At 73.4% G+C, this 19,590-nt stretch carries 17 protein-coding genes and 5 tRNA genes; 14 read left to right on the forward strand and 8 right to left on the reverse strand.

The window, feature by feature from the left end:
- The first annotated feature begins 205 nt into the window (after positions 1 to 205).
- Positions 206 to 3,106: a glycoside hydrolase family 9 protein gene (locus SM450_RS12240; RefSeq protein WP_474619839.1), complete on the forward strand. Its 2,901-nt coding sequence runs from the start codon at positions 206 to 208 to the stop codon at positions 3,104 to 3,106.
- A gap of 192 nt (positions 3,107 to 3,298) precedes the next feature.
- Positions 3,299 to 5,770, forward strand: coding sequence for a non-reducing end alpha-L-arabinofuranosidase family hydrolase (locus SM450_RS12245; protein ID WP_474619840.1), 2,472 nt, complete (start codon positions 3,299 to 3,301; stop codon positions 5,768 to 5,770).
- 76 nt (positions 5,771 to 5,846) lie between these two features.
- Here the strand turns inward: SM450_RS12245 and SM450_RS12250 are convergent, their stop codons facing one another.
- The 3 genes from SM450_RS12250 to bioB are packed head-to-tail and all read right to left on the reverse strand — an operon-like array spanning position 5,847 to position 7,591.
- A complete protein-coding gene (locus SM450_RS12250) occupies positions 5,847 to 6,353 on the reverse strand; it encodes a GNAT family N-acetyltransferase (RefSeq protein ID WP_474619841.1) in 507 nt (168 codons plus the stop codon).
- Between the two features lie 4 nt (positions 6,354 to 6,357).
- Positions 6,358 to 6,591 carry a biotin synthase auxiliary protein BsaP gene (gene bsaP, locus SM450_RS12255; RefSeq protein ID WP_474619842.1) on the reverse strand — a complete coding sequence of 78 codons (234 nt, stop codon included), beginning with the start codon at positions 6,589 to 6,591 and terminating at the stop codon, positions 6,358 to 6,360.
- Positions 6,592 to 6,595: 4 nt separating this feature from the next.
- Positions 6,596 to 7,591, reverse strand: coding sequence for a biotin synthase BioB (gene bioB / locus SM450_RS12260; protein ID WP_474619843.1), 996 nt, complete (start codon positions 7,589 to 7,591; stop codon positions 6,596 to 6,598).
- Positions 7,592 to 7,747: 156 nt separating this feature from the next.
- On the opposite strand from bioB, the gene SM450_RS12265 reads away from it, so the two are divergent.
- The 4 genes from SM450_RS12265 to SM450_RS12280 are packed head-to-tail and all read left to right on the forward strand — an operon-like array spanning position 7,748 to position 11,898.
- Positions 7,748 to 8,884, forward strand: a complete 1,137-nt coding sequence (locus SM450_RS12265) for an 8-amino-7-oxononanoate synthase (protein ID WP_474619844.1) — start codon at positions 7,748 to 7,750, stop codon at positions 8,882 to 8,884.
- Positions 8,881 to 9,606, forward strand: coding sequence for a dethiobiotin synthase (gene bioD / locus SM450_RS12270; RefSeq protein WP_474619845.1), 726 nt, complete (start codon positions 8,881 to 8,883; stop codon positions 9,604 to 9,606). The genes SM450_RS12265 and bioD overlap by 4 nt, the downstream gene beginning before the upstream one ends.
- 46 nt (positions 9,607 to 9,652) lie before the next feature.
- Positions 9,653 to 11,224: a sensor histidine kinase gene (locus SM450_RS12275; RefSeq protein ID WP_474619846.1), complete on the forward strand. Its 1,572-nt coding sequence runs from the start codon at positions 9,653 to 9,655 to the stop codon at positions 11,222 to 11,224.
- On the forward strand, positions 11,221 to 11,898 hold the full coding sequence (locus tag SM450_RS12280; RefSeq protein WP_474619847.1) for a response regulator: 678 nt from the start codon (positions 11,221 to 11,223) through the stop codon (positions 11,896 to 11,898). Before SM450_RS12275 ends, SM450_RS12280 begins: the two co-directional genes overlap by 4 nt.
- 30 nt (positions 11,899 to 11,928) lie before the next feature.
- Here SM450_RS12280 and SM450_RS12285 read toward each other — a convergent pair whose 3' ends face one another.
- The 3 genes from SM450_RS12285 to SM450_RS12295 form a co-directional block, all read right to left on the reverse strand.
- A complete protein-coding gene (locus tag SM450_RS12285; RefSeq protein WP_474619848.1) occupies positions 11,929 to 12,750 on the reverse strand; it encodes an ABC transporter permease in 822 nt (273 codons plus the stop codon).
- Positions 12,747 to 13,679, reverse strand: a complete 933-nt coding sequence (locus SM450_RS12290; protein ID WP_474619849.1) for an ABC transporter ATP-binding protein — start codon at positions 13,677 to 13,679, stop codon at positions 12,747 to 12,749. Before SM450_RS12290 ends, SM450_RS12285 begins: the two co-directional genes overlap by 4 nt.
- A 147-nt stretch (positions 13,680 to 13,826) precedes the next feature.
- Positions 13,827 to 14,510 (reverse strand): class I SAM-dependent methyltransferase, encoded by a 684-nt coding sequence (locus SM450_RS12295; protein ID WP_474619850.1) that lies wholly within the window; start codon positions 14,508 to 14,510, stop codon positions 13,827 to 13,829.
- 177 nt (positions 14,511 to 14,687) lie between these two features.
- Between SM450_RS12295 and SM450_RS12300 the strand changes: the two genes are divergently transcribed.
- Together SM450_RS12300 and SM450_RS12305 are read left to right on the forward strand one after the other, a co-directional pair.
- Positions 14,688 to 15,533 (forward strand): hypothetical protein, encoded by an 846-nt coding sequence (locus SM450_RS12300; RefSeq protein ID WP_474619851.1) that lies wholly within the window; start codon positions 14,688 to 14,690, stop codon positions 15,531 to 15,533.
- Between the two features lie 83 nt (positions 15,534 to 15,616).
- Positions 15,617 to 16,858, forward strand: coding sequence for an alkane 1-monooxygenase (locus SM450_RS12305; RefSeq protein ID WP_474619852.1), 1,242 nt, complete (start codon positions 15,617 to 15,619; stop codon positions 16,856 to 16,858).
- Here the strand turns inward: SM450_RS12305 and SM450_RS12310 are convergent.
- Entirely contained in the window at positions 16,779 to 17,381 is a 603-nt protein-coding gene (locus SM450_RS12310; protein WP_474619853.1) for a TetR/AcrR family transcriptional regulator, read from the reverse strand. The genes SM450_RS12305 and SM450_RS12310 overlap by 80 nt on opposite strands.
- Before the next feature lie 273 nt (positions 17,382 to 17,654).
- Here SM450_RS12310 and SM450_RS12315 point away from each other — a divergent pair.
- From SM450_RS12315 to SM450_RS12330, 4 genes are all read left to right on the forward strand, one after another.
- Positions 17,655 to 17,727, forward strand: a tRNA-Gly gene (locus tag SM450_RS12315).
- Between the two features lie 34 nt (positions 17,728 to 17,761).
- Positions 17,762 to 17,832, forward strand: a tRNA-Cys gene (locus SM450_RS12320).
- A 13-nt stretch (positions 17,833 to 17,845) separates the two neighbouring features.
- Positions 17,846 to 17,920, forward strand: a tRNA-Val gene (locus SM450_RS12325).
- A 90-nt stretch (positions 17,921 to 18,010) separates the two neighbouring features.
- Positions 18,011 to 18,829 carry an isocitrate lyase/PEP mutase family protein gene (locus SM450_RS12330; RefSeq protein WP_474619854.1) on the forward strand — a complete coding sequence of 273 codons (819 nt, stop codon included), beginning with the start codon at positions 18,011 to 18,013 and terminating at the stop codon, positions 18,827 to 18,829.
- Between the two features lie 90 nt (positions 18,830 to 18,919).
- On the opposite strand, the gene SM450_RS12335 is transcribed toward SM450_RS12330, so the two are convergent.
- A complete protein-coding gene (locus SM450_RS12335; protein WP_393519469.1) occupies positions 18,920 to 19,165 on the reverse strand; it encodes a DUF6458 family protein in 246 nt (81 codons plus the stop codon).
- 149 nt (positions 19,166 to 19,314) lie between these two features.
- Here SM450_RS12335 and SM450_RS12340 point away from each other — a divergent pair.
- Together SM450_RS12340 and SM450_RS12345 are read left to right on the forward strand one after the other, a co-directional pair.
- Positions 19,315 to 19,387 (forward strand) — tRNA-Gly (locus SM450_RS12340).
- Between the two features lie 13 nt (positions 19,388 to 19,400).
- Positions 19,401 to 19,472, forward strand: a tRNA-Val gene (locus SM450_RS12345).
- Positions 19,473 to 19,590 lie beyond the last annotated feature (118 nt).

A 19,590-nucleotide genomic window follows, 5' to 3' on the forward strand; every position in this document is an offset into this window, starting at 1 on the left:
GTGAGAAATGAGCCCCCTGGGGTGCTGGCGCGGCGGCCGTCTTCCCAAACTGACGGCCGCGAGATTACATTGTCAAACATCCATGGGAGCGCTCCCGCGCTCCTGCGGTCCACCCCACCACCACCGCCGCACGGCGGCCCGACCGGCACCGTCCGACGCCGGATCGCGCCGCCGTGCGGCAGCCCATCCTCCACAGGAGCTCGCCATGCCCCGACCGACCCCGCCACCGCGCGGTCGCCCGTCCCGCCGGCTGCTCGCCGCCGGCGCCGCGCTGGTGGCCGCGCTGGCCGCCGCCGTGCCGCTCCCGGCCGCCGCCGCCCCGGTCACCGCCGGCAATAACGCCCCGGCCGCCGGGGCGCAGGCCGCCGCGGCCACGTTCAACTACGCCGAGGCGTTGCAGAAGTCGCTGTTCTTCTACGAGGCGCAGCAGTCCGGTAAGAAGCCCTCCTGGAACCGGGTCTCCTGGCGCGGCGACTCGGCGCTCACCGACGGCGCGGACGCCGGGCTCGACCTCACCGGCGGCTGGTACGACGCCGGCGACCACGTCAAGTTCGGCTTCCCGATGGCGTTCAGCACCACCATGCTGGCCTGGGGCGCGGTCGAGTACCGGGACGGCTACGTCGCCTCCGGCCAGCTCAGTTACCTGCTCAACAACCTGCGCTTCGTCAACGACTACTTCGTCAAGGCGCACCCCGCCGCGAACGTCCTCTACGGCCAGGTCGGCAAGGGCGACGACGACCACAAGTGGTGGGGCCCGGCCGAGGTGCTGCCGATGGCGCGTCCCGCGTACAAGATCGATGCGAGCTGTGGCGGCGCGGACCTGGCCGGCGAGACGGCGGCGGCGATGGCCGCGTCATCCATGGTGTTCCGCCCCACCGACGCCGCCTACGCGGACAAGCTGCTCGGCCACGCCAAGCAGCTCTACACGTTCGCCGACACCGTGCGGAAGGCGTACAGCGAGTGCATCACCGACGCGGCGTCGTTCTACAAGTCGTGGAGCGGCTACCAGGACGAGCTGGTCTGGGGCGCGATCTGGCTCTACCGGGCCACCGGTGACGCGGCCTACCTGACCAAGGCGGAGAGCGAGTACGACAAGCTCGGCACCGAGCCGCAGTCCACCACCCGCTCCTACAAGTGGACGCTCGCCTGGGACAACAAGCAGTTCGGCGCGTACGTGCTGCTGGCCAACCTGACCGGCAAGCAGAAGTACGTCGACGACGCGAACCGGTGGCTCGACTACTGGACCGTGGGCGTCAACGGGCAGAAGGTGCCGTACTCGCCCGGCGGGATGGCGGTGCTCGACTCCTGGGGCGCGTTGCGCTACGCCGCGAACACGTCGTTCGCCGCGCTCGTCTACAGCGACAAGACCACCGACGCGACCCGTAAGGCCCGCTACCACGACTTCGCGGTCCGGCAGGTCAACTACGCGCTCGGCGACAACCCGCGCAACTCCAGCTACATGATCGGGTTCGGGAACAACTCGCCGAAGAACCCGCACCACCGCACCGCGCACGGCTCCTGGTGGGACAGTCAGACCGTGCCCACCGAGACCCGGCACGTGCTCTACGGCGCGCTCGTCGGCGGCCCGTCGTCGGCGAACGACGCCTACAGCGACAGCCGCTCCGACTACGTGATGAACGAGGTGGCCACCGACTACAACGCCGGCTTCACCTCCGCGCTGGCCCGGCTGGCGAACGAGTACGGCGGCAGCCCGCGCGCCGGTTTCCCGACCGCCGAGACGCCCGACATGGACGAGTTGACCGTGGAGACCACGGTGATGCAGGCCGAGCCGCGGGCCACCGGGCTCAAGGCGATCATCTACAACAAGTCGGCGTTCCCGGCCCGCGCGTTGACCACTGGAAAGTTCCGGTACTACTTCCGGCCCGACGGCACCGGCCCGGTGACCGTCACCCCCGGCTACACCCAGGGTTGCCCGTCGCCGTCGACCGCCAAGCAGCTCAGTGGCGACATCTGGTACGTCGAGGTGGACTGCACCGGCTACACCATCGCGCCGGCCGGGCAGTCGCAGCACCGGATGGAGGTGCAGTTCAAGATCGGCGTACCGGAGGGTGGCACCTGGGACCCGACGAACGACCCGTCGTACCAGGCCACCGCCGGGCCGAACCGGAAGGTGCCGCTCTACTCGGGCGGCGTGCGGGTGTGGGGCGACGAGCCCGGCCCGGCCACTCCGGACACCACCGCGCCGAGTGTGCCCGGCACCCCGGTCGCCTCCGCCGTCACGGCGACCGGCGTGACCCTCACCTGGGCCGCCTCCACCGACACCGGCGGCAGCGGCCTGGCCGGCTACGAGGTGACCCAGGCGCAGACCGGCAGCGACGCGCTCGTGCTGCGTCAGGCCACCACGAACACGCTCGCGGTGACCGGGTTGACGCCCGAGCGGACGTACCAGTTCACCGTGCGCGCGGTCGACGGCGCCGGCAACCGGTCCGCGGCGTCGGCGGCGGCGACCGTCACCACGCCTGTCGCCCCGGCGCCGGACACCACCCCGCCGACCGCGCCCGGCACGCCCACCGCCTCCGCGGTCGGGTCGACCGGGCTCACGCTGACCTGGGGTCCGGCCACCGACGCGGTCGGGGTCACCGGCTACCGCGTCTACCGGGGCGGGACCGTCCTGGTCGGTTCCACCACCGGCACCACGCTCGCGGTGACCGGCCTGACCGCCTCCACCACGTACACGTTCACCGTGGTCGCGGTGGACGCGGCGGGCAACGTCTCGCCGGCCTCGTCCGGCGTCACGGTCACCACCACGGCACCGCCGACCGGCGGTGGCTGCGCGGTGACCTGGACGGCGAACACCTGGGACACCGGGTTCACCGCGAACGTCACCGTCACCAACACCGGCACGACGGCGATCAACGGCTGGACGCTCGCGTTCACCTTCCCCTCGACCGGGCAGAAGGCCGGGCAGGCGTGGTCGGCGAACGTCACCCAGGCCGGCACGTCGGTGACCGCCTCGAACCTGCCCTACAACGGGGCGCTCGCGGCGGGGGCGTCGACGAGCTTCGGCTTCAACGGCACCCACACCGGCAGCAACCCGAAACCCACCGCCTTCACGCTCAACGGTTCCGCCTGCGCCGTCTCCTGAACGCCGCGCGTGGTCGGTCACCGTACCGAAGTGACCGACCACGCGCATCGTCGAGAAACTACCGAAACTTTTCCGAAACATATTGTCCGGACGGATGCCCGATGAAAGCATCGGCATACGTAAATTCATTAACCCAGACGTCCAGTCGTCCCCGCCCAGACGGCTCGGGTGTTGGCCAGTGAGGAGGCCGCAGTGCCAATGACCCCATCCGTTCAACCTGGCGGGACCCGGCGGCGGCGACCGCCCGCTGTCCGGGCGCTGCTCGCCGGCGCGGTGAGCGTCGTGACAGTGGCCGCGGTCGCGGTCATGATGCCGTCGGCGAACGCCGCGGCGAGCACGCTCGGCGCCGCCGCCGCGCAGTCGGGCCGATACTTCGGCACCGCCATCGCGGCGAGCAGGTTGAACGACTCGACGTACAGCACCATCGCGGCGCGCGAGTTCAACATGATCACGGCTGAGAACGAGATGAAGCCGGACGCCACGGAGCCGAACCAGAACCAGTTCAACTTCAACTCCGGCGACCAGATCTACAACTGGGCGACCCAGCGTGGCCTGAAGGTCCGCGGGCACACCCTGGCCTGGCACGCCCAGCAGCCGAGCTGGATGCAACGCCTGAGCGGCAGTGCGCTGCGTAACGCGATGATCAACCACATCAACGGTGTGATGGCCCACTACAAGGGCAAGCTCGCCGCGTGGGACGTGGTGAACGAGGCGTTCAACGAGGACGGCAGTCGCCGTAACTCCAATCTCCAGGGCACCGGCAACGACTGGATCGAGGTGGCGTTCCGGACCGCGCGGGCGGCCGACCCGAACGTGAAGCTCTGCTACAACGACTACAACATCGAGAACTGGTCGTACGGCAAGACGCAGGGCGTCTACCGGATGATCCAGGACTTCAAGTCCCGGGGCGTGCCGATCGACTGCGTGGGCCTGCAGACCCACTTCACCGGTGGCAGTTCGCTGCCGAGCAACTTCCAGACCACGCTGTCCAGCTTCGCCGCCCTCGGCGTCGACGTGGCCCTGACCGAGGCCGACGTCACCAACTCCTCCACCAGCCAGTACGCCGGGCTGACCCAGGCGTGCATGAACGTGCCCCGCTGCATCGGCATCACCGTCTGGGGCGTGCGCGACAGCGACTCGTGGCGCTCGGGTGAGAGCCCGCTGCTGTTCGACGGCGGCGGCAACAAGAAGGCCGCGTACACCTCGGTCCTCAACGCCCTGAACGCCGCCGGCCCCGGGCCGACCAGCACGCCGACCAGCACGCCGACCGCGACGCCGACCACGCCGCCGCCGTCCGGTGGCGCCGGCCGGATCGTCGGCGTGCAGTCGGGCCGGTGCATCGACGTGCCGAACTCGTCGCAGACAAACGCCACCCGGGTCCAGCTCTACGACTGCAACGGTCAGTCGAACCAGCAGTGGACGTACACGTCGAGCAAGCAGCTGATGGTCTACGGCAGCAAGTGCCTCGACGCGAACGGCGCGGGCACCGCGAACGGCACCGGAATCATCATCTACGACTGCAACGGCCAGTCGAACCAGCAGTGGAACATCAACTCCAACGGCACCATCAGCGGCGTGCAGTCCGGCCGCTGCCTGGACGTCTGGGGCACCGGAAACGGGCAGCAGGTCCAGCTCTACGACTGCCACGGGCAGACCAACCAGCAGTGGCGGACCGACTTCAACGGCTCCACCTCGGCGCCCCCGACCTCGACGCCGCCGACGTCGACGCCCCCGACCTCGACGCCGCCGAGCGGCTGTGCGCTTCCGTCGACCTACCGGTGGTCCTCCACGGGCGCGCTGGCGAACCCGGCGAACGGCTGGGCCTCGGTCAAGGACTTCACAAACGTCGTCTACAACGGCAAGCACCTGGTCTACGCGTCGAACGTCAACAGCAGCGGCCAGTACGGCTCGATGAACTTCAGCCTGTTCACCAACTGGTCCGACATGGCCTCGGCCGGACAGACCGGGATGAGCCAGGGCACCGTGGCGCCCACGCTGATCTACTTCGCCCCGAAGAACATCTGGGTGCTGGCATACCAGTGGGGACCGACCTCGTTCAGCTACAAGACGTCGAGCGACCCGACGAACGCCAACGGCTGGTCCTCGGCGCAGACGCTCTCCACCGCCAGCCTCCCCGACGCACCGTACGGCGTGATCGACCAGACCCTCATCGGCGACGACCAGAACATGTACCTCTTCTTCGCCGGGGACAACGGCAAGATCTACCGGTCGAGCATGCCGCTCGGGAACTTCCCGGGCAGCTTCGGCTCCAGCTACACGACGGTCATGAGCGACTCGACGAACAACCTGTTCGAGGGCGTCGAGGTCTACAAGGTGGCCGGCCAGAACCAGTACCTCATGCTCGTCGAGGCGATCGGGAGCCAGGGGCAGCGCTACTTCCGCTCCTTCACGTCCAGCAGCCTGGGCGGCTCGTGGACCCCGAACGCGACAAGCGAGAGCAACCCCTTCGCGGGCAAGGCCAACAGCGGCGCGACGTGGACCAACGACATCAGCCACGGTGACCTGGTCCGCACCAACCCCGACCAGACCAAGACCGTCGACGCCTGCAACCTCCAGCTCCTGTACCAGGGCAAGAACCCCAACGCGGGCGGCGACTACAACCTGCTGCCGTGGCGGCCGGGTGTGCTGACCCTGCAACGCTAGGGAACGGGGCTCAACCCGAGGGGCGTGTCCGGCACCGCACGGTGCCGGGCACGCCCTTCCGGCTACCGGCCGTCGATCAGTCGGCCAGGTCCTCGGCGAGCAGGTCCATCAGGAGGCCGTCGTGCCAGCGGCCGTCCGACCCGCGCTCGTAGCGGCGCATGATGCCCACCGGGCGGAACCCCACCTTCGCGTACGCCCGGATCGCCGCGGTGTTCGCCGCCGCCGGGTCGATGGTGAACCGGTGGTGGCCGTACTCGTCGGCAAGGTGCCGGGCCAGCGTGCGGATGGCGTCCCCGCCCAGGCCGGCCCCACGTGCCGCCGGTTCGAGGAAGATGTCCAGGCTGGCGTGGCGGTAGTCGGGGTCGGTCTCGGCGTACCACTGGATCGCGCCGACCAGCCGGCCGTGGTGCTCGATCACGTAGACGGTGAGCGAGTCGTCGGCCAGGTCGGCGCGGACCGCCCCGGCCAGGTCGTCGTCGCCGCGCCACCAGCGGCGGACCTCAGGGGTGGCCCGGATCGCGGCCAGCGCGTCCACGTCGGCGTCCGTCGCCGGCCGCAGCGTCACCGCCCGTCCCCGCAGCATCGCCTCAGCCCCGCCGCTCGCCGTGCTCGACGCAGACCGCCGACCAGCCGGCCGGCACGACCTGCACCTTCATCCGCCGCCGGCAGGACGCGCACCAGCGCGGCGGCTCCCACGCCCGGGCCGCCACGCACGCCGGGTGCGGGCCGGCGGCCACCGACTCGCCGCACCTGTCGCACCAGGACGCCGCCGCGCCCGCGTCGTCTGCCGGCGCGGCGGGTCGGGTCAGCTCCGTCACCATCGCCTCACAGGGTCGCCGAGAGCGCCTTCACCGGCATCTTCAGGTCGTTCAACAGTTTCAGGTCGTCGGTCGCCGGCCGGCCCAGCGTGGTCAGGTAGTTGCCGACGATGACCGCGTTCACGCCGCCGAGCAGGCCGTCGCGGGTGCCGAGGTCACCGAGGGTGAGTTCCCGGCCGCCCGCGTACCGCAGGATGGTGCGCGGCATGGCCAGCCGGAACGCGGCGATGGCCCGCAGCGCGTCCTTGCCCTCGACCACCGGCTGGTCGCCCAGGGGCGTGCCCGGGCGCGGGTTGAGGAAGTTTAGCGGCACCTCGTGCGGGTCCAGCTCGGCGAGCTGGGCGGCGAACTCGGCCCGCTGCGCCACCGACTCGCCGAGCCCGAGGATGCCGCCGCAGCAGACCTCCATGCCGGACTCGCGGACCATCCGCAGCGTCTCCCAGCGCTCCTCCCAGGAATGCGTGGTGACCACGTTGGGGAAGTGGGAGCGGCAGGTCTCCAGGTTGTGGTTGTAGCGGTGCACACCCATCTCGACCAGCTCGTCGACCTGCTCCTGGGTGAGCATGCCGAGCGAGGCGGCGACCTGGATGTCGACAGCCGCGCGGATGGCCGCCACGCCCTCGCGCATCTGCTTCATCAGCCGGGCGTCCGGGCCGCGGACGGCGGCCACGATGCAGAACTCGGTGGCCCCGGTCGCGGCGGTCTGCTTCGCGGCCTCGACAAGCGCCGGGATGTCCAACCAGATCGAGCGGACCGGCGAGGTGAACAGGCCGGACTGGGAGCAGAAGTGGCAGTCCTCCGGGCAGCCGCCGGTCTTCAGCGAGACGATGCCCTCGACCTCGACCTCCGGGCCGCACCACCGCATCCGGACCTCGTGGGCGAGCTGAAGGGCGGCGGGCAGGTGCTCGTCGGGCAGGTTCAGCACGGCAAGGATGTCCGCCTCGTCCAGGCCGACGCCGTTGCCCAGCACCCGGGTCCGGGCCTGGTCGAGGATCTCTGGCATGGCTCGTAACCTAACAGGCCGCCGGAACGGCGGGAAACCGTCGTGAGCGGCCCGGCGAGCCGGGACCGCGCCACGCCGGGCCCGCCGGCCCGGGTGGTAACTTCGCCCCGCGGAAGCGCCCGGCGGGGGCGACGCTCGGCGGGAGGGGACGACGCGGTGGCGGACTGGCTGGCGGCCCTGGACCGCGCCGCCTCCCGGCGGGCCGAGGCGGGCCTGACCCGCACGCTGCGCCCGCGCGCCGCCGACGACGCCGTGGTCGACCTGGCCGGCAACGACTACCTCGGCCTGGCCACCCACCCGGAGGTCACCGCCGCCGCCGCGGCGGCCCTGTCCCGGTACGGCCTGGGCGCCACCGGGTCGCGCCTGGTGCGTGGCTCCACCGACCCGCACCACGCGCTCGAGGACGAGCTGGCCGACTGGCTCGACGTCGACCGGGCGCTCGTGTTCTCCTCCGGCTACCTGGCCAACCTCGCCGCCGTCCGGGGCCTGACCCAGCCGCGTACGCTGCTCGTCTCCGACGCGCACAACCACGCCTCGCTCATCGACGGCTGCCGGATCTCCCGCGCCGAGACGCTTGTGACGCCGCACGCCGACGTGGCGGCGGTGGCCGCCGCGCTGGCCGCCGCGCCCGGCCGGCCGGCCGTGGTGGTGACCGAGTCGGTCTTCTCCGTCGACGGCGACCTGGCCCCGCTCGCGGACCTGCACGCGGTGGCCCGCCGGCACGGCGCGTTGCTGCTCGTCGACGACGCGCACGCGCTCGGCGTCACCGGCCCGGCCGGGGCCGGCGGGGTGGCCGCCGCCGGGCTCGCCGGGGAGCCCGACGTGGTGGTCACGGCGACGCTGTCCAAGGCGCTCGGCGGTGCCGGCGGCGTGGTCGCCGGTCCGGGGGAGTTCGTCCGGCACCTGGTGGAGACCGGCCGCACGTTCATCTTCGACACCGCGCCGCCACCGGCCGTGGTGGCCGGGGTGCACGCCGCCGCGCGGCTGGCCCGGGCCGGCGACGCGCTCCGCGCCGAGCTGGCCGACCGGGTCGCGTTCGCGGTGCGCCGGCTGGGCGGGGCGGGGCTGGCCGTCTCCGCCCCCGACGCGGCTGTGGTGTCGGTGGCCGCGCCCGGGCCGGAGGCGGCGACCGCGTGGGCGGCGGCCTGCCGGGACCGGGGCGTGGCGGTCGGTTGCTTCCGCCCGCCGTCCACGCCGGACGGCCGCTCCCGGCTGCGGCTGACCATCGGCGCCGGGGTGGACCGGGCGGACTTCGAACGGGCGCTGGACGTGGTGGTGGAGTGTGCCTCATGAGTGACGGCTGGACCGGAGCGGTCCTGGTGACCGGCACGGACACCGAGGTCGGCAAGACCGTGGTGACCGCTGCCGTCGCCGCCGCCGCGCAGGCGGCCGGCCTGCGGGTCGCGGTGGTCAAGCCCGGACAGACAGGTACGGCCACCGGTGAACCAGGCGACGTCGACTCGGTGAACCGGCTGGCCGCCCCGCTCACCGGCCGGACGCTCGCCAGCTATCCGGACCCGCTCGCCCCGCTCGCCGCGGCCCGGGTCGCCGAGCTGCCGCCGCTGGAGCTCTACAACGCGGTCGACGCGATCCGCGAGGAGGCCGACAAGCACGACCTGGTGCTTGTCGAGGGCGCCGGCGGCCTGCTCGTACCGATGGGCCTGCGGCCGTCCGGCGAGCCGTGGACGGTGGCCGACCTGGCGGTGTCGCTCGGCGCGCCGGCCGTGGTGGTGGCGCGGGCCGGGCTGGGCACGCTCAACCACACCGCGCTGACGCTCGAGGCGCTTGAGCGGCGGGCCGTGCCGGCCGGCGTGGTGATCGGCGCCTGGCCGGCCGAGGCGGAGCTGGTGCACTGGCTCAACCTGTCCGAGCTGGTGCCGAACCTGCTCGGCGCGCTGCCGGACGGCGCCGGCGGGATGGACCCGGGGGTGTTCCGCCGTTCGGCGCCCGGCTGGCTCACCCCCGCCCTGTACGGCGTGCTCGACGACTGGCGGGCCTGGGCCGAGGAGATCTGACTTTCGTCGGTGCCCGGACCGGCCGCGCGTCGGTAGCGTGGCCGCCGTGGACCTGCGCCGGATGTCGTCGGCGGCCCGGCACCGGGCCGGTGACCTGCTGCTCTGGGCCGTGCTCGCGACGCCTGTGACGTACGCCCGGCTCACCCCGCCGTGGCGGCCGTACGAGGCGGCGCTGCTTGCCGGCGTGCTGGCGCTGCTCGGCCTGGCGGTGGCGTCGGCCCGGCGGTGGCCGCTCGCGGCGGTGCTGGCGGTGGTGGCCGGTTCGCTCGTCGACGGCAACGTGGTGTTCGCCATCCCGGTCTTCGGCTACCTGGCCGGCCTGCGCAGCGCGCGGGCCGCGCCGGCCGCGGCCGTGTTCGCCGCCGTCGCGGTGAGCGGCACCGTGCTCAATCTGGGCCTGCTGGGCACCGAGCCGGCCACCTGGTTCCTGCTCGCCTCGGTGCTGCTCTTCGCCGGCGTGTTCCCCTGGCTGCTGGGCCGGCTGCGGCGGCAGCACCGGGCGCTTGCCGCGGCCGGGCGGCGGCACGCCGAGGCGGAGCGGCGGAGCGCGGCGGAACGGGTCCGCCTGCGCGAGCGGGCCCGGATCGCCCAGGACATGCACGACTCGCTCGGGCACGACCTGAGCCTGATCGCGTTGCGGGCCGGCGCGCTGGAGTTGGCGCCCGAGCTGCCCCCGGCCCAGCGCGCGGCGGCGGGGGAGCTGCGGGCCAGCGTCGCCGCCGCCACCGAGCGGCTGCACGAGGTGATCGGCGTGTTGCGCGAGGAGCGCCCGCGACGGCCACCGGGCGAGACGGTCGCGGACCTGGTCGACGGCGCCCGCGACGCCGGCATGATCGTCGATCTACGCGTCGGTCCGGAAAGCGCCGACCGGACCGCCGGGCCGTCCGTCGCGGGCGGGTCCGCCGGGCCGGACGCGAGGCGCGCGGACGCCGGCCTGCCGCCGCTTGTCGCGCACGCCGTGCACCGGCTGGTCCGGGAGGCGCTGACCAACGCCGCCCGCTACGCCCCGGGCACTCCGGTCACGGTCGCGGTGGAGCACGCCGCCGACGCGGTCACCGTCGCGGTGGTGAATCCGCCGGCCCCGGCCGGCCCGCTGCCCGGGCCGGCGTCGCACGGCTCCGGGCTGCTGGCGCTGCGCGAGCGGGTACGCCTCGCCGGCGGCGCCCTGGACGCCGGCCCCCGCGACGGCGGCTGGGCGGTCACGGCACGCCTTCCGCTGGCCGGTGCCGGTCCGCTCGACATCGACGAGTCCGGATCGGCACCGTCCCCGACCCCCACCGGCGAGGCGCACCGCCTCCGAGAGGCCCGCCGGCGGGTACGGCGCAGCCTGCTCGTCGCGTTCGGCGCGCCGGCCGGGCTGGCCCTGGTGCTCGCGCTCGTCTACTACCCGCTCGCCACGGCCGGCGCGGTGCTGGACCGGTCCGGCTACGACCGGTTGCGGCTTGGCGAGCAGCGCGACACGCTCGGGCTGCCCCGCCGGCAGGCCGACCCGCCCCCGGACGGCGCGGCGCCGGGCTGCGAGTTCTACACCGACGGCAACTTCCCGTTCGCGGAGCCGAGCTGGCGGCTCTGCTTCACCGGCGGGCGACTGGTCAGCAAGGAGCGGATCGCGTCATGACCGACGACCACGGACACCCGGTGCGGGTGGTGCTCGCCGACGACGAGGCCATGGTCCGCGCCGGAGTGCGGGCGATCCTGGCCGCCGACCCGGGCATCGAGGTGGTCGGCGAGGCGGGCGACGGCCACGCCGCGGTGGAGCTGGTGCGCGCGCACCGGCCCCGGGTGGCGCTGCTGGACATCCGGATGCCCCGCTGCGACGGGCTCGACGCGGCGGCGCAGATCCGCCGCCTGGTGCCGGAGACCGCGCCGGTCATGCTCACCACGTTCGGCGACGACGACCTGGTCGCCCGCGCGCTCGGCCATGGCGCCGCCGGCTTCCTGCTCAAGTCCGGCGATCCGCGGGAGCTGCTGGCGGGGGTGCGCGCGGTGGCCGACGGCGGGGCGTACCTGTCGCCCCGGGTGGCCCGCCGGGTGATCGAGCTGAGCGGCGGGCGGCTGGCCCGGGGCCCGCACGCCCGGGACCGGCTGGCCGGGTTGACCGACCGGGAGCGGGAGGTGCTCGCGCTTGTCGGGGCGGGCCTGTCGAACGCCGAGATCGCCCGCCGGCTGCATCTGGTCGAGGGCACCGTGAAGAGCTACCTGACGAGCGTCTTCACCCGGCTGGACGTGCGCAACCGGGTGCAGGCGGCGATCCTCGCGTACGAGGCGGGGCTGGTGCCGCCCACCGGCTGACCAGCCCCGCCCCGCCGCGCCGTTCGCGGGTCAGGCGTCGCGTCGGGTCAACGCCCACCGGCCGAGCACGAGCGCGGCGGCGGCCCAGCCGGCGAGCAGCAGCAGTCCCACCGCCGCCGGGTACGGGTCGGTGTCCCCGGCCAGGAAGTGGGCCCCGGCCACCGCGGGGAACGCGTCGGCGATCCGGGTGAGCCCGGTGATGTCCGGCTCCTGCAACGACAGCGGCACGATGTACAGCAGCGCGAGGAGCACGGTCAGGGTCAGCACCGGGCCGCGCAGCGCCGCGGCCAGTCCGAGCGCCAGCACACCCACGAGCGCAAGGTACGCGGAGCAGGCCAGCACGTCGGCGACGGTGCCGCCCAGCGGCGCCCGCCCCCACTCGCCGAGCACCGGCCCGGCCACCGCCGCGCCGACCGTGCCGAGCAGCAGACCGACTCCGAACGTCACCGCGCCGACCACGATCGCCTTCGCGGCGAGCACCCGGCTCCGCGACGGGGTGCAGCGCAGGGTGGTGCGGATGGTGCCGGTGGCGAACTCGCTCGTGACCGCGAACAGGCCGAGCGCGAGCACGACGAACTGGGTCAGCTCCAGCGAGCCGGCCACCACGTCCCCGACCGGCACCACGCCGGGGTTCACGGTCGGGTCGTCGTCGGTGTTGGCGTTCACCGCGTAGATGGCGAGCTGGGCGGCGCTGGCCGCCATGGTGGCCAGCGCCGCGACGAGCGTCCACCAGGTGGAGCGCACCGACCAGAGCTTCGTCCACTCGGCGGCGACCGCGCCGGCGAGCGGGTGGCCGGCCGGCGCGGGCCCGGAGGCCGGCCGGGTCCGGTCGAGCGTGGGCGTCGTGGTCATCGGATCCCGCCTCCGGTCGAGCCGGCGGCGTACTCGACGCTGCCGGCGGTCAGTTCCAGGAACGCCTCCTCCAGGGAGGGCGCCACCGGGGTCAGCTCGTGCAGCCGCACCCCCAGCTCGTACGCGAGGTCGCCGACCCGGCCGGCGGTGCTCCCCGTGACGGTCCACCCGTCCCCGTTGGCGGTGACCGTGGCGCCCTCGGCGGCCAGCCGGTCACCGAGCGCGGCGAGCGCGGCCGGCTCGGGTCCGCGTACCCGGACCGCGGCGGCCGGTTGGGCGGCGATCAGCTCGGCAAGCGGCGCGTCGGCCACCAGCCGGCCGCGGCCGAGCACCACCACCCGGTCGGCGGTCTGCTGCATCTCGCTCATCAGGTGACTGGAGATCAGCACGGTGCGTCCCTCGTCGGCGAGCTGGCGGGTGAATCCGCGGATCCACCGCACCCCGTCCGGGTCGAGCCCGTTGACCGGTTCGTCGAGCAGCAGCACCGGCGGGTCGCCGAGCAGCGCGCCGGCGATGCCGAGCCGCTGCCCCATGCCCAGCGACAGCGCCCGTCCCGGCTTGCCGGCGGCCCGGTCGTCCAGGCCCACCAGGTCGAGCACCTCGGCCACCCGCCGGGCCGGCACGCCGTTGCTGCGAGCCATCGCCCGCAGGTGCGCCACGCCGGAGCGGGCCGGATGCACACCCGTGGCGTCGAGCAGCGCGCCCACCTCGTACAGCGGGTGTCGCAGCGTGCGGTACGCCCGGCCGTTGACCAGGGCCGCCCCGGCGGTGGGCCGGTCCAGCCCGAGCACCATCCGCATGGTGGTGGACTTGCCCGCGCCGTTCGGGCCGAGGAACCCGGTCACCTGGCCGGGGCGGATCTCGACGGTCAGGTCGTCGACGGCGGTCACCCCGCCGAACCGTTTCGTCAACCCACGAAGTGTGATCATGCGCCGACGCTATTCCGCGCCGGATCCCCCGCACCGCCACCGAACGGCACCACCCCACCCCCACTTTGGCAAGGCGGGGGCCCCGCTTAACGCATTTGGTAGAGGCGGGGGCCCCGCTTAACCGCGCCGGTTAAGCGGGGCCCCCGCCTAACCGGCGCGGGTGGGGCGGCGGGCGCCGGGCGGAGCGGGGTTCAGCTCCCACACCCGGGTGTGCTTCATCCGGACGCTCTCCAGTGCCTCGGGGACCGGCACGTCGTAGGCGGCCAGCTCGTGGAAGCGCTCGCGGGGCAGGTACGCCCGATCCGGGTCACCCACGAGCACCCGGGCGCCGGAGCGGGCGGCCCGGAGCAGGAAGCGCAGCATCCGCCGGGCCATCGCCTCGCTGTAGAACACGTCCCCGGCCAGCACCACCTCGGCGTCCCCGGCGTCGGAGTCGAGGACGTCGCCGAGTTCGGCGTCGACGCGTACCCCGTTGCTGTCGGCGTTGAGGGCGACCGCCGCGACGGCCCGCTCGTCCACCTCGACGGCCCGGACGGCCGCCGCGCCGCACCGGGCGGCGGCGATGGCGACCAGGCCGGAGCCGGCGGCCAGGTCGAGCACCCGGCGGCCGGCGACCAGCTCCGGGTGGTCTGTGACGTACCTGGCGAGCGCCTGCCCGCCGGCCCAGGCGAAGGCCCAGAACGGGGGCGGCTGTTCGCTGTGGAACTCGCCCTCGGTCAGCTCCCAGAGGCCGATCGGCTCGTCGGCCTGGTAGAGCCGCACCTCGGGGACGAACGCGACCGGGGTGAGGCGGGCGTGCAGCCGGACGAACGCGGCGGACAGCTCGGACACCCGGAGATTGTGGCCCACCGCCGATCCCGGGCGTGTCGGCGGGTGGCCGTGACCGGTTCACCACGGTCGGTGAAACCGCCCCCCGATGTTGACGTTGGGTGCGAACACGCCCGTCTACCGGCGCGGGGGCCGCGCTCCTAGCGTTGCGGGTGGATACGACCGAGGTGAGGAGGCGTGGTGAGCGGGTGGCGGCAGGCGCTGCGGATCGGGCTGGTGCTGACCTGCCTGGCGGGAGCCGGGTACGGCGGGGCCGCGCCGGCCCGGGCGGCGGCGGCCTTCTCCACGGAGTTGAGCGGCCTGCCGGACGAGTTCACCGCGGGCAACCGGGTGGAGACGCTCTCCGCGGTGGTGTCCCGGTCCGACCGCGCCGACCGCAACGACTGCGTGAAAGTGCGCTGGTCGATGCTTCTCCAGGTGCAGGGCCTGCGGCTGGACCAGGTCAAGGTGGACCGGGTGGAGGAGACCGGCTCGTTCCCGCTGGAGATCCGCGCCGAGGGGGACACCGCGCGCCTGACCGACCGGCAGTTGGACCCGGGGGTCCTCTGCCCGGGCCGCACCGTGACCGCGCAGTACCGGGTGGCCTTCGCCGAGGACATCGGGCGCGGCCGGGTGAGCATCGCCGCCGAGGCGTACGACCCGCAGTTGCGGCTGCTGGCCCGACGGACCGCTTCGCGCCAGGTGGTGGGTGAGGCGGCCGAGCCGACGCCGGAGCCGTCGCCGACGAGCGCCGCGCCTACCGATCCGCCGAGCGAGGAGCCGCCCACCGAGGAGCCGGCGACGGACGAGCCGACCGACGCGGCGGTGGTGGAGCCGCCGCTGCCGGGCGCGGCCGGCCGGCCGGTGGCCGAGACGGGTGGCTTCGGCGTGGTGCAGGCCGCCTTCCTGCTGGGTGGGCTGCTGCTCTTCCTCGGCGGCGGGCTGCTGCTGCGCATGCGGCGCCTGCTCCGTCCCGCCGGTGGGCCGTCGGAGGACGAGGCGGCGTCGTTCGGGCGACGGCGGACCGTCCGGCGGCAATGGCACTGACGCCCTTTACAAAAACTCCGGTCTTGTAAAATTGCTCCCCGGCTGACACAGTCGGGTCAGGAGCAACCGATCGGAGTTCGACGATGCGCACCGAGACCGTTCCGTGGCGCGATCCCCGTAGACCGCTCTGGCCGCTCGCCCTGCTCGTCCCGGCGCTGCCGTTCGTGGCCTGGTCGATCTGGCACGCCGGTGGCTCCGGCTGGGCCTGGTGGCTCACCCCGGCGGTGGTCTTCGGCGTCATCCCGGTGATCGACCTGCTGATTGGCGACGACCGGGAGAACCCGCCCGAGGTCGCGGTGCCGGCGTTGCAGGCCGACGGCTACTACCGCTGGCTCACCTACCTCTACCTGCCCGCCCAGTACGCGGCCCTGGTGCTCTGCTGCGCCGTCTGGGCCGGCGGCCGGCTCTCCTGGCCGGCCGCCGCCGGTCTGGTCGCCACGGTCGGGGTGGTGAACGGCATCGCCATCAACACGGCCCACGAACTGGGGCACAAGCGGGAGCAGGCGGAACGCCAGCTGTCGAAGATCGCGCTCGCGCCGGCCGGGTACGGGCACTTCTTCGTCGAGCACAACCGCGGTCACCACACCCGCGTCGCCACCCCCGAGGACCCGGCCAGCTCGCGGCTCGGCGAATCGTTCTGGGCGTTCTGGCCGCGCACCGTCCTGGGGAGCCTGCGCTCGGCCTGGCGGCTGGAGGCCGGCCGCTTCCGGCTCCGCGGTCGCAGCCCGTGGACCTGGCGCAACGACGTGCTCAACGCCTGGGCCCTGACCGCGCTGCTCTACGCCGTGCTGGCGGTGGCGTTCGGCCCCGGCGTGCTGATCTTCCTGGTGCTCCAGGCGGTGGTCGGCTTCTCCCTGCTCGAGGTGGTCAACTACCTGGAGCACTACGGCCTGGCCCGGCAGCGCGCCGCCGCCGGCCGCTACGAGAAGGTCGACCCGCGGCACAGTTGGAACAGCGACCGGACGGTCACCAACGTCTTCCTCTTCCAGCTCCAGCGGCACAGTGACCACCACGCCAACCCGCTGCGGCGCTACCAGGCGCTGCGCAGCTTCGACGCCTCGCCGCAGCTCCCGGCCGGCTACGCCACCATGGTGGTCGTCGCGCTGCTGCCCCCGCTGTGGCGGCGGATGATGGACCACCGGGTGCTGGCCCACTACGGCGGCGACCTGTCGTTGGCGAACGTCCACCCGCCGGCCCGCGCCCGCCTCACCGGCGGCGCCGGGCTCGCCGGTCGAGCCGGCGGCCTCAGTCGAGCTGGCCGGGCTCCAGGCTCAGTTCGCGGGCGGCGACCAGGCGGACCCACTCGGCGATCTGCCGACGGGTGATCACCCGCTCGTGCACCGCGAGCTGCACCGCCAGGCCGTCCATCACGGCGCTGATCCGCCAGGCCGCGCCGGCCGGGTCGGGACAGGCGAAGGTGCCGTCGGCGACGCCGTCCGCGATCACCGCGGCCAGGTCCTGCCGCCACCGCAGGTCGAGGCGACGGGAGAGCTTCTCCAACTCCGGGGTACGCAGCGACTCGGACCAGCCGTCGATCCAGATCGACCACGAGGCGGAGCGGCCGGTCGGCGCGTAGAGGCGGAGCATCCGGCGCAGCTTCGCCAGTGGCGGGGCGGCGGAGCGGAGCACCGCGTCGAGCCGGGCCAGGTCCTGCTCGACGGCGTACGCGAAAGCCTGCGCGAGCAGCCGGTCCTTGGTCGTGAAGTGGTAGAAGACGAGCGCCTGGCTGACCCCGGCGGCCTCCGCCACGTCGGCGGTGCGGGTGTTGGCGAGCCCTCGTTCCGCGATCACCTCGCAGGCCGTACGCAGCAGCGCGTCCAGGCGGATCTCGGCGGCTCGTCTCGTCACGCCGTTACGGTAACCCATCCGGTTGACCACGAGGAGTTACCGGACCGGCCTGTCGGCGGTAGGGCAGTCGGATGCCGGACACTCGGCTGCCCGGCCAGATTCGCAGGTGGACGGGCCTGTCACGGCCGCACCGATCTACCCACCCAGGCTCCTAGGAAGCCTGGAGGTGTGCGCACCGTTCACCCCCAACGCGCCGGAAGGGGGATCCGATTTGGCAAGCCTTCCCCCGCTCGGCTAAAGTTCTCATCCGTCACCGGGTAACGCCGGGGGCGTGCGGACGTAGCGCAGCTGGTAGCGCATCACCTTGCCAAGGTGAGGGTCGCGGGTTCGAATCCCGTCGTCCGCTCGGAGATGCCGCCACGCACGACGGGGGCAACCTCGGTGGAGTGGCCGAGAGGCGAGGCAACGGCCTGCAAAGCCGTGTACACGGGTTCAAATCCCGTCTCCACCTCGGCAGTTGACGAGGGCGATTGGCGCAGTGGGAGCGCGCTTCCTTGACACGGAAGAGGTCACTGGTTCAAACCCAGTATCGCCCACCAGCGGAAAGGCCGTGTCGATCATTCGACACGGCCTTTCTCGTCGCCCGGGCGGGGACACCGCGAGCGCCCCGCATACCCGAGACTGGCCGGGTGAACGAACAGCGCATCCGAGCCCAGCAATTCCGTAGCCTGCACCTGCCCGGCGAACCGTTGGTCCTGGTCAACGCCTGGGACGCGGCGAGCGCCCGGATCGTGGCCGCCGCCGGCGCCCGCGCGGTCGCCACCACCAGCGCCGGCGTGGCCTGGAGCCGCGGCGCGCCCGACGGTGACGAACTCGCCCGGGAGACCGCCGTAGACGCGATCCGCCTGGTCGCCGCGGCGGTACGCCTCCCGGTCACCGCCGACATCGAATCCGGGTTCGGCGACACCCCCGACGAGGTGGCCGAGACCGTGACCGCGGTGCTCGCGGCCGGCGCGGTCGGCGTGAACGTGGAGGACGCCCGGTACGACGGGGACGGGCCGTTGCGCGCGGTCGACGAGCAGTGCGCCCGCCTCGCCGCGGTCCGGTCCACCGCCGACGGCACCGGCGTGCCCCTCTTCCTCAACGCGCGGGTGGACACGTTCCTGCGCCGGGCCGGCGGGGTGCCGGAGACGGTCGCCCGGGCCGAGGCATACCTGGCCGCCGGCGCGGACGGCATCTTCGTGCCGGGGACTGTCGATCCGGAGACCGTGGCGGCGCTTGTGGCCGCCATCCCGGCGCCGCTGAACGTGCTCGTCGGGCCGGGGGCCCCGCCGGTGGCCGATCTGGCGCGGCTCGGGGTGGCCCGGATCAGCCTCGGGTCGAGGGTCGCGGCGGCTGCGTACGCGGTGGCCGGCCGGGCGGCGGCGGAGGCGTTCCGCGCCGGGACGTACGAGGCGCTTGCCGACGCGCTCGACCACGGCACGCTCAACGAGCTGATGAGAGCCTGACCCGGGTACGCGAACGGGGGCGCCGCTGGGCGCCCCCGTCCAGGCTTGGCCGGGGACCGATCAGCTCCGTCGGCCCCCGGTGCGGTCGGATCACATCGGCGGGGTGACGTCCCGCCGCTCCTCCACCCGGCGATACTCCACCGGCTGCTCGGCGGTGGTGGTGACCACCTGGCGGCGCCGGCCCCAGACCAGCGTCGTCATGATCAGGCCGAGGACGCCGGCCGCCATCAGGATCCAGCCGACGACGTCGAGGTCGACGCCGCCGACGTTGGCGTTCAGCGCGAACGTGAGGATCGCGCCGACCGCGATCAGGAAGATGCTCGTACCGATACCCACGACAGCCTCCTTCAGGGGGATGGTTGTGCTGTCGTGTCGCTCAGTACCCCGGCGGCGACCAGCGCAACCGCCACCGGTCGGGGGGCTGCCGCGGTGGGTCCGGGCGTCGGGTAGAGTTTCCCCCGTTGCCGGCGCGAGCCGGTGACGACGCGGACGTAGCGCAGCTGGTAGCGCATCACCTTGCCAAGGTGAGGGTCGCGGGTTCGAATCCCGTCGTCCGCTCGCGAACTGCCCCGGGCGATTGGCGCAGTGGGAGCGCGCTTCCTTGACACGGAAGAGGTCACTGGTTCAAACCCAGTATCGCCCACCGAAGAATCACCCTCCGCCGCCGGTTGATCGGCGTGCCTGTCCCACCGGCCGGTCGGCACCGGCCACATCGGTCGCCCGTCGCGCCGAGAGCCGGGTCCGCATCCTCCGAGCGGGTT

The sequence above is a fragment of the Micromonospora marincola genome, from assembly GCF_056150385.1.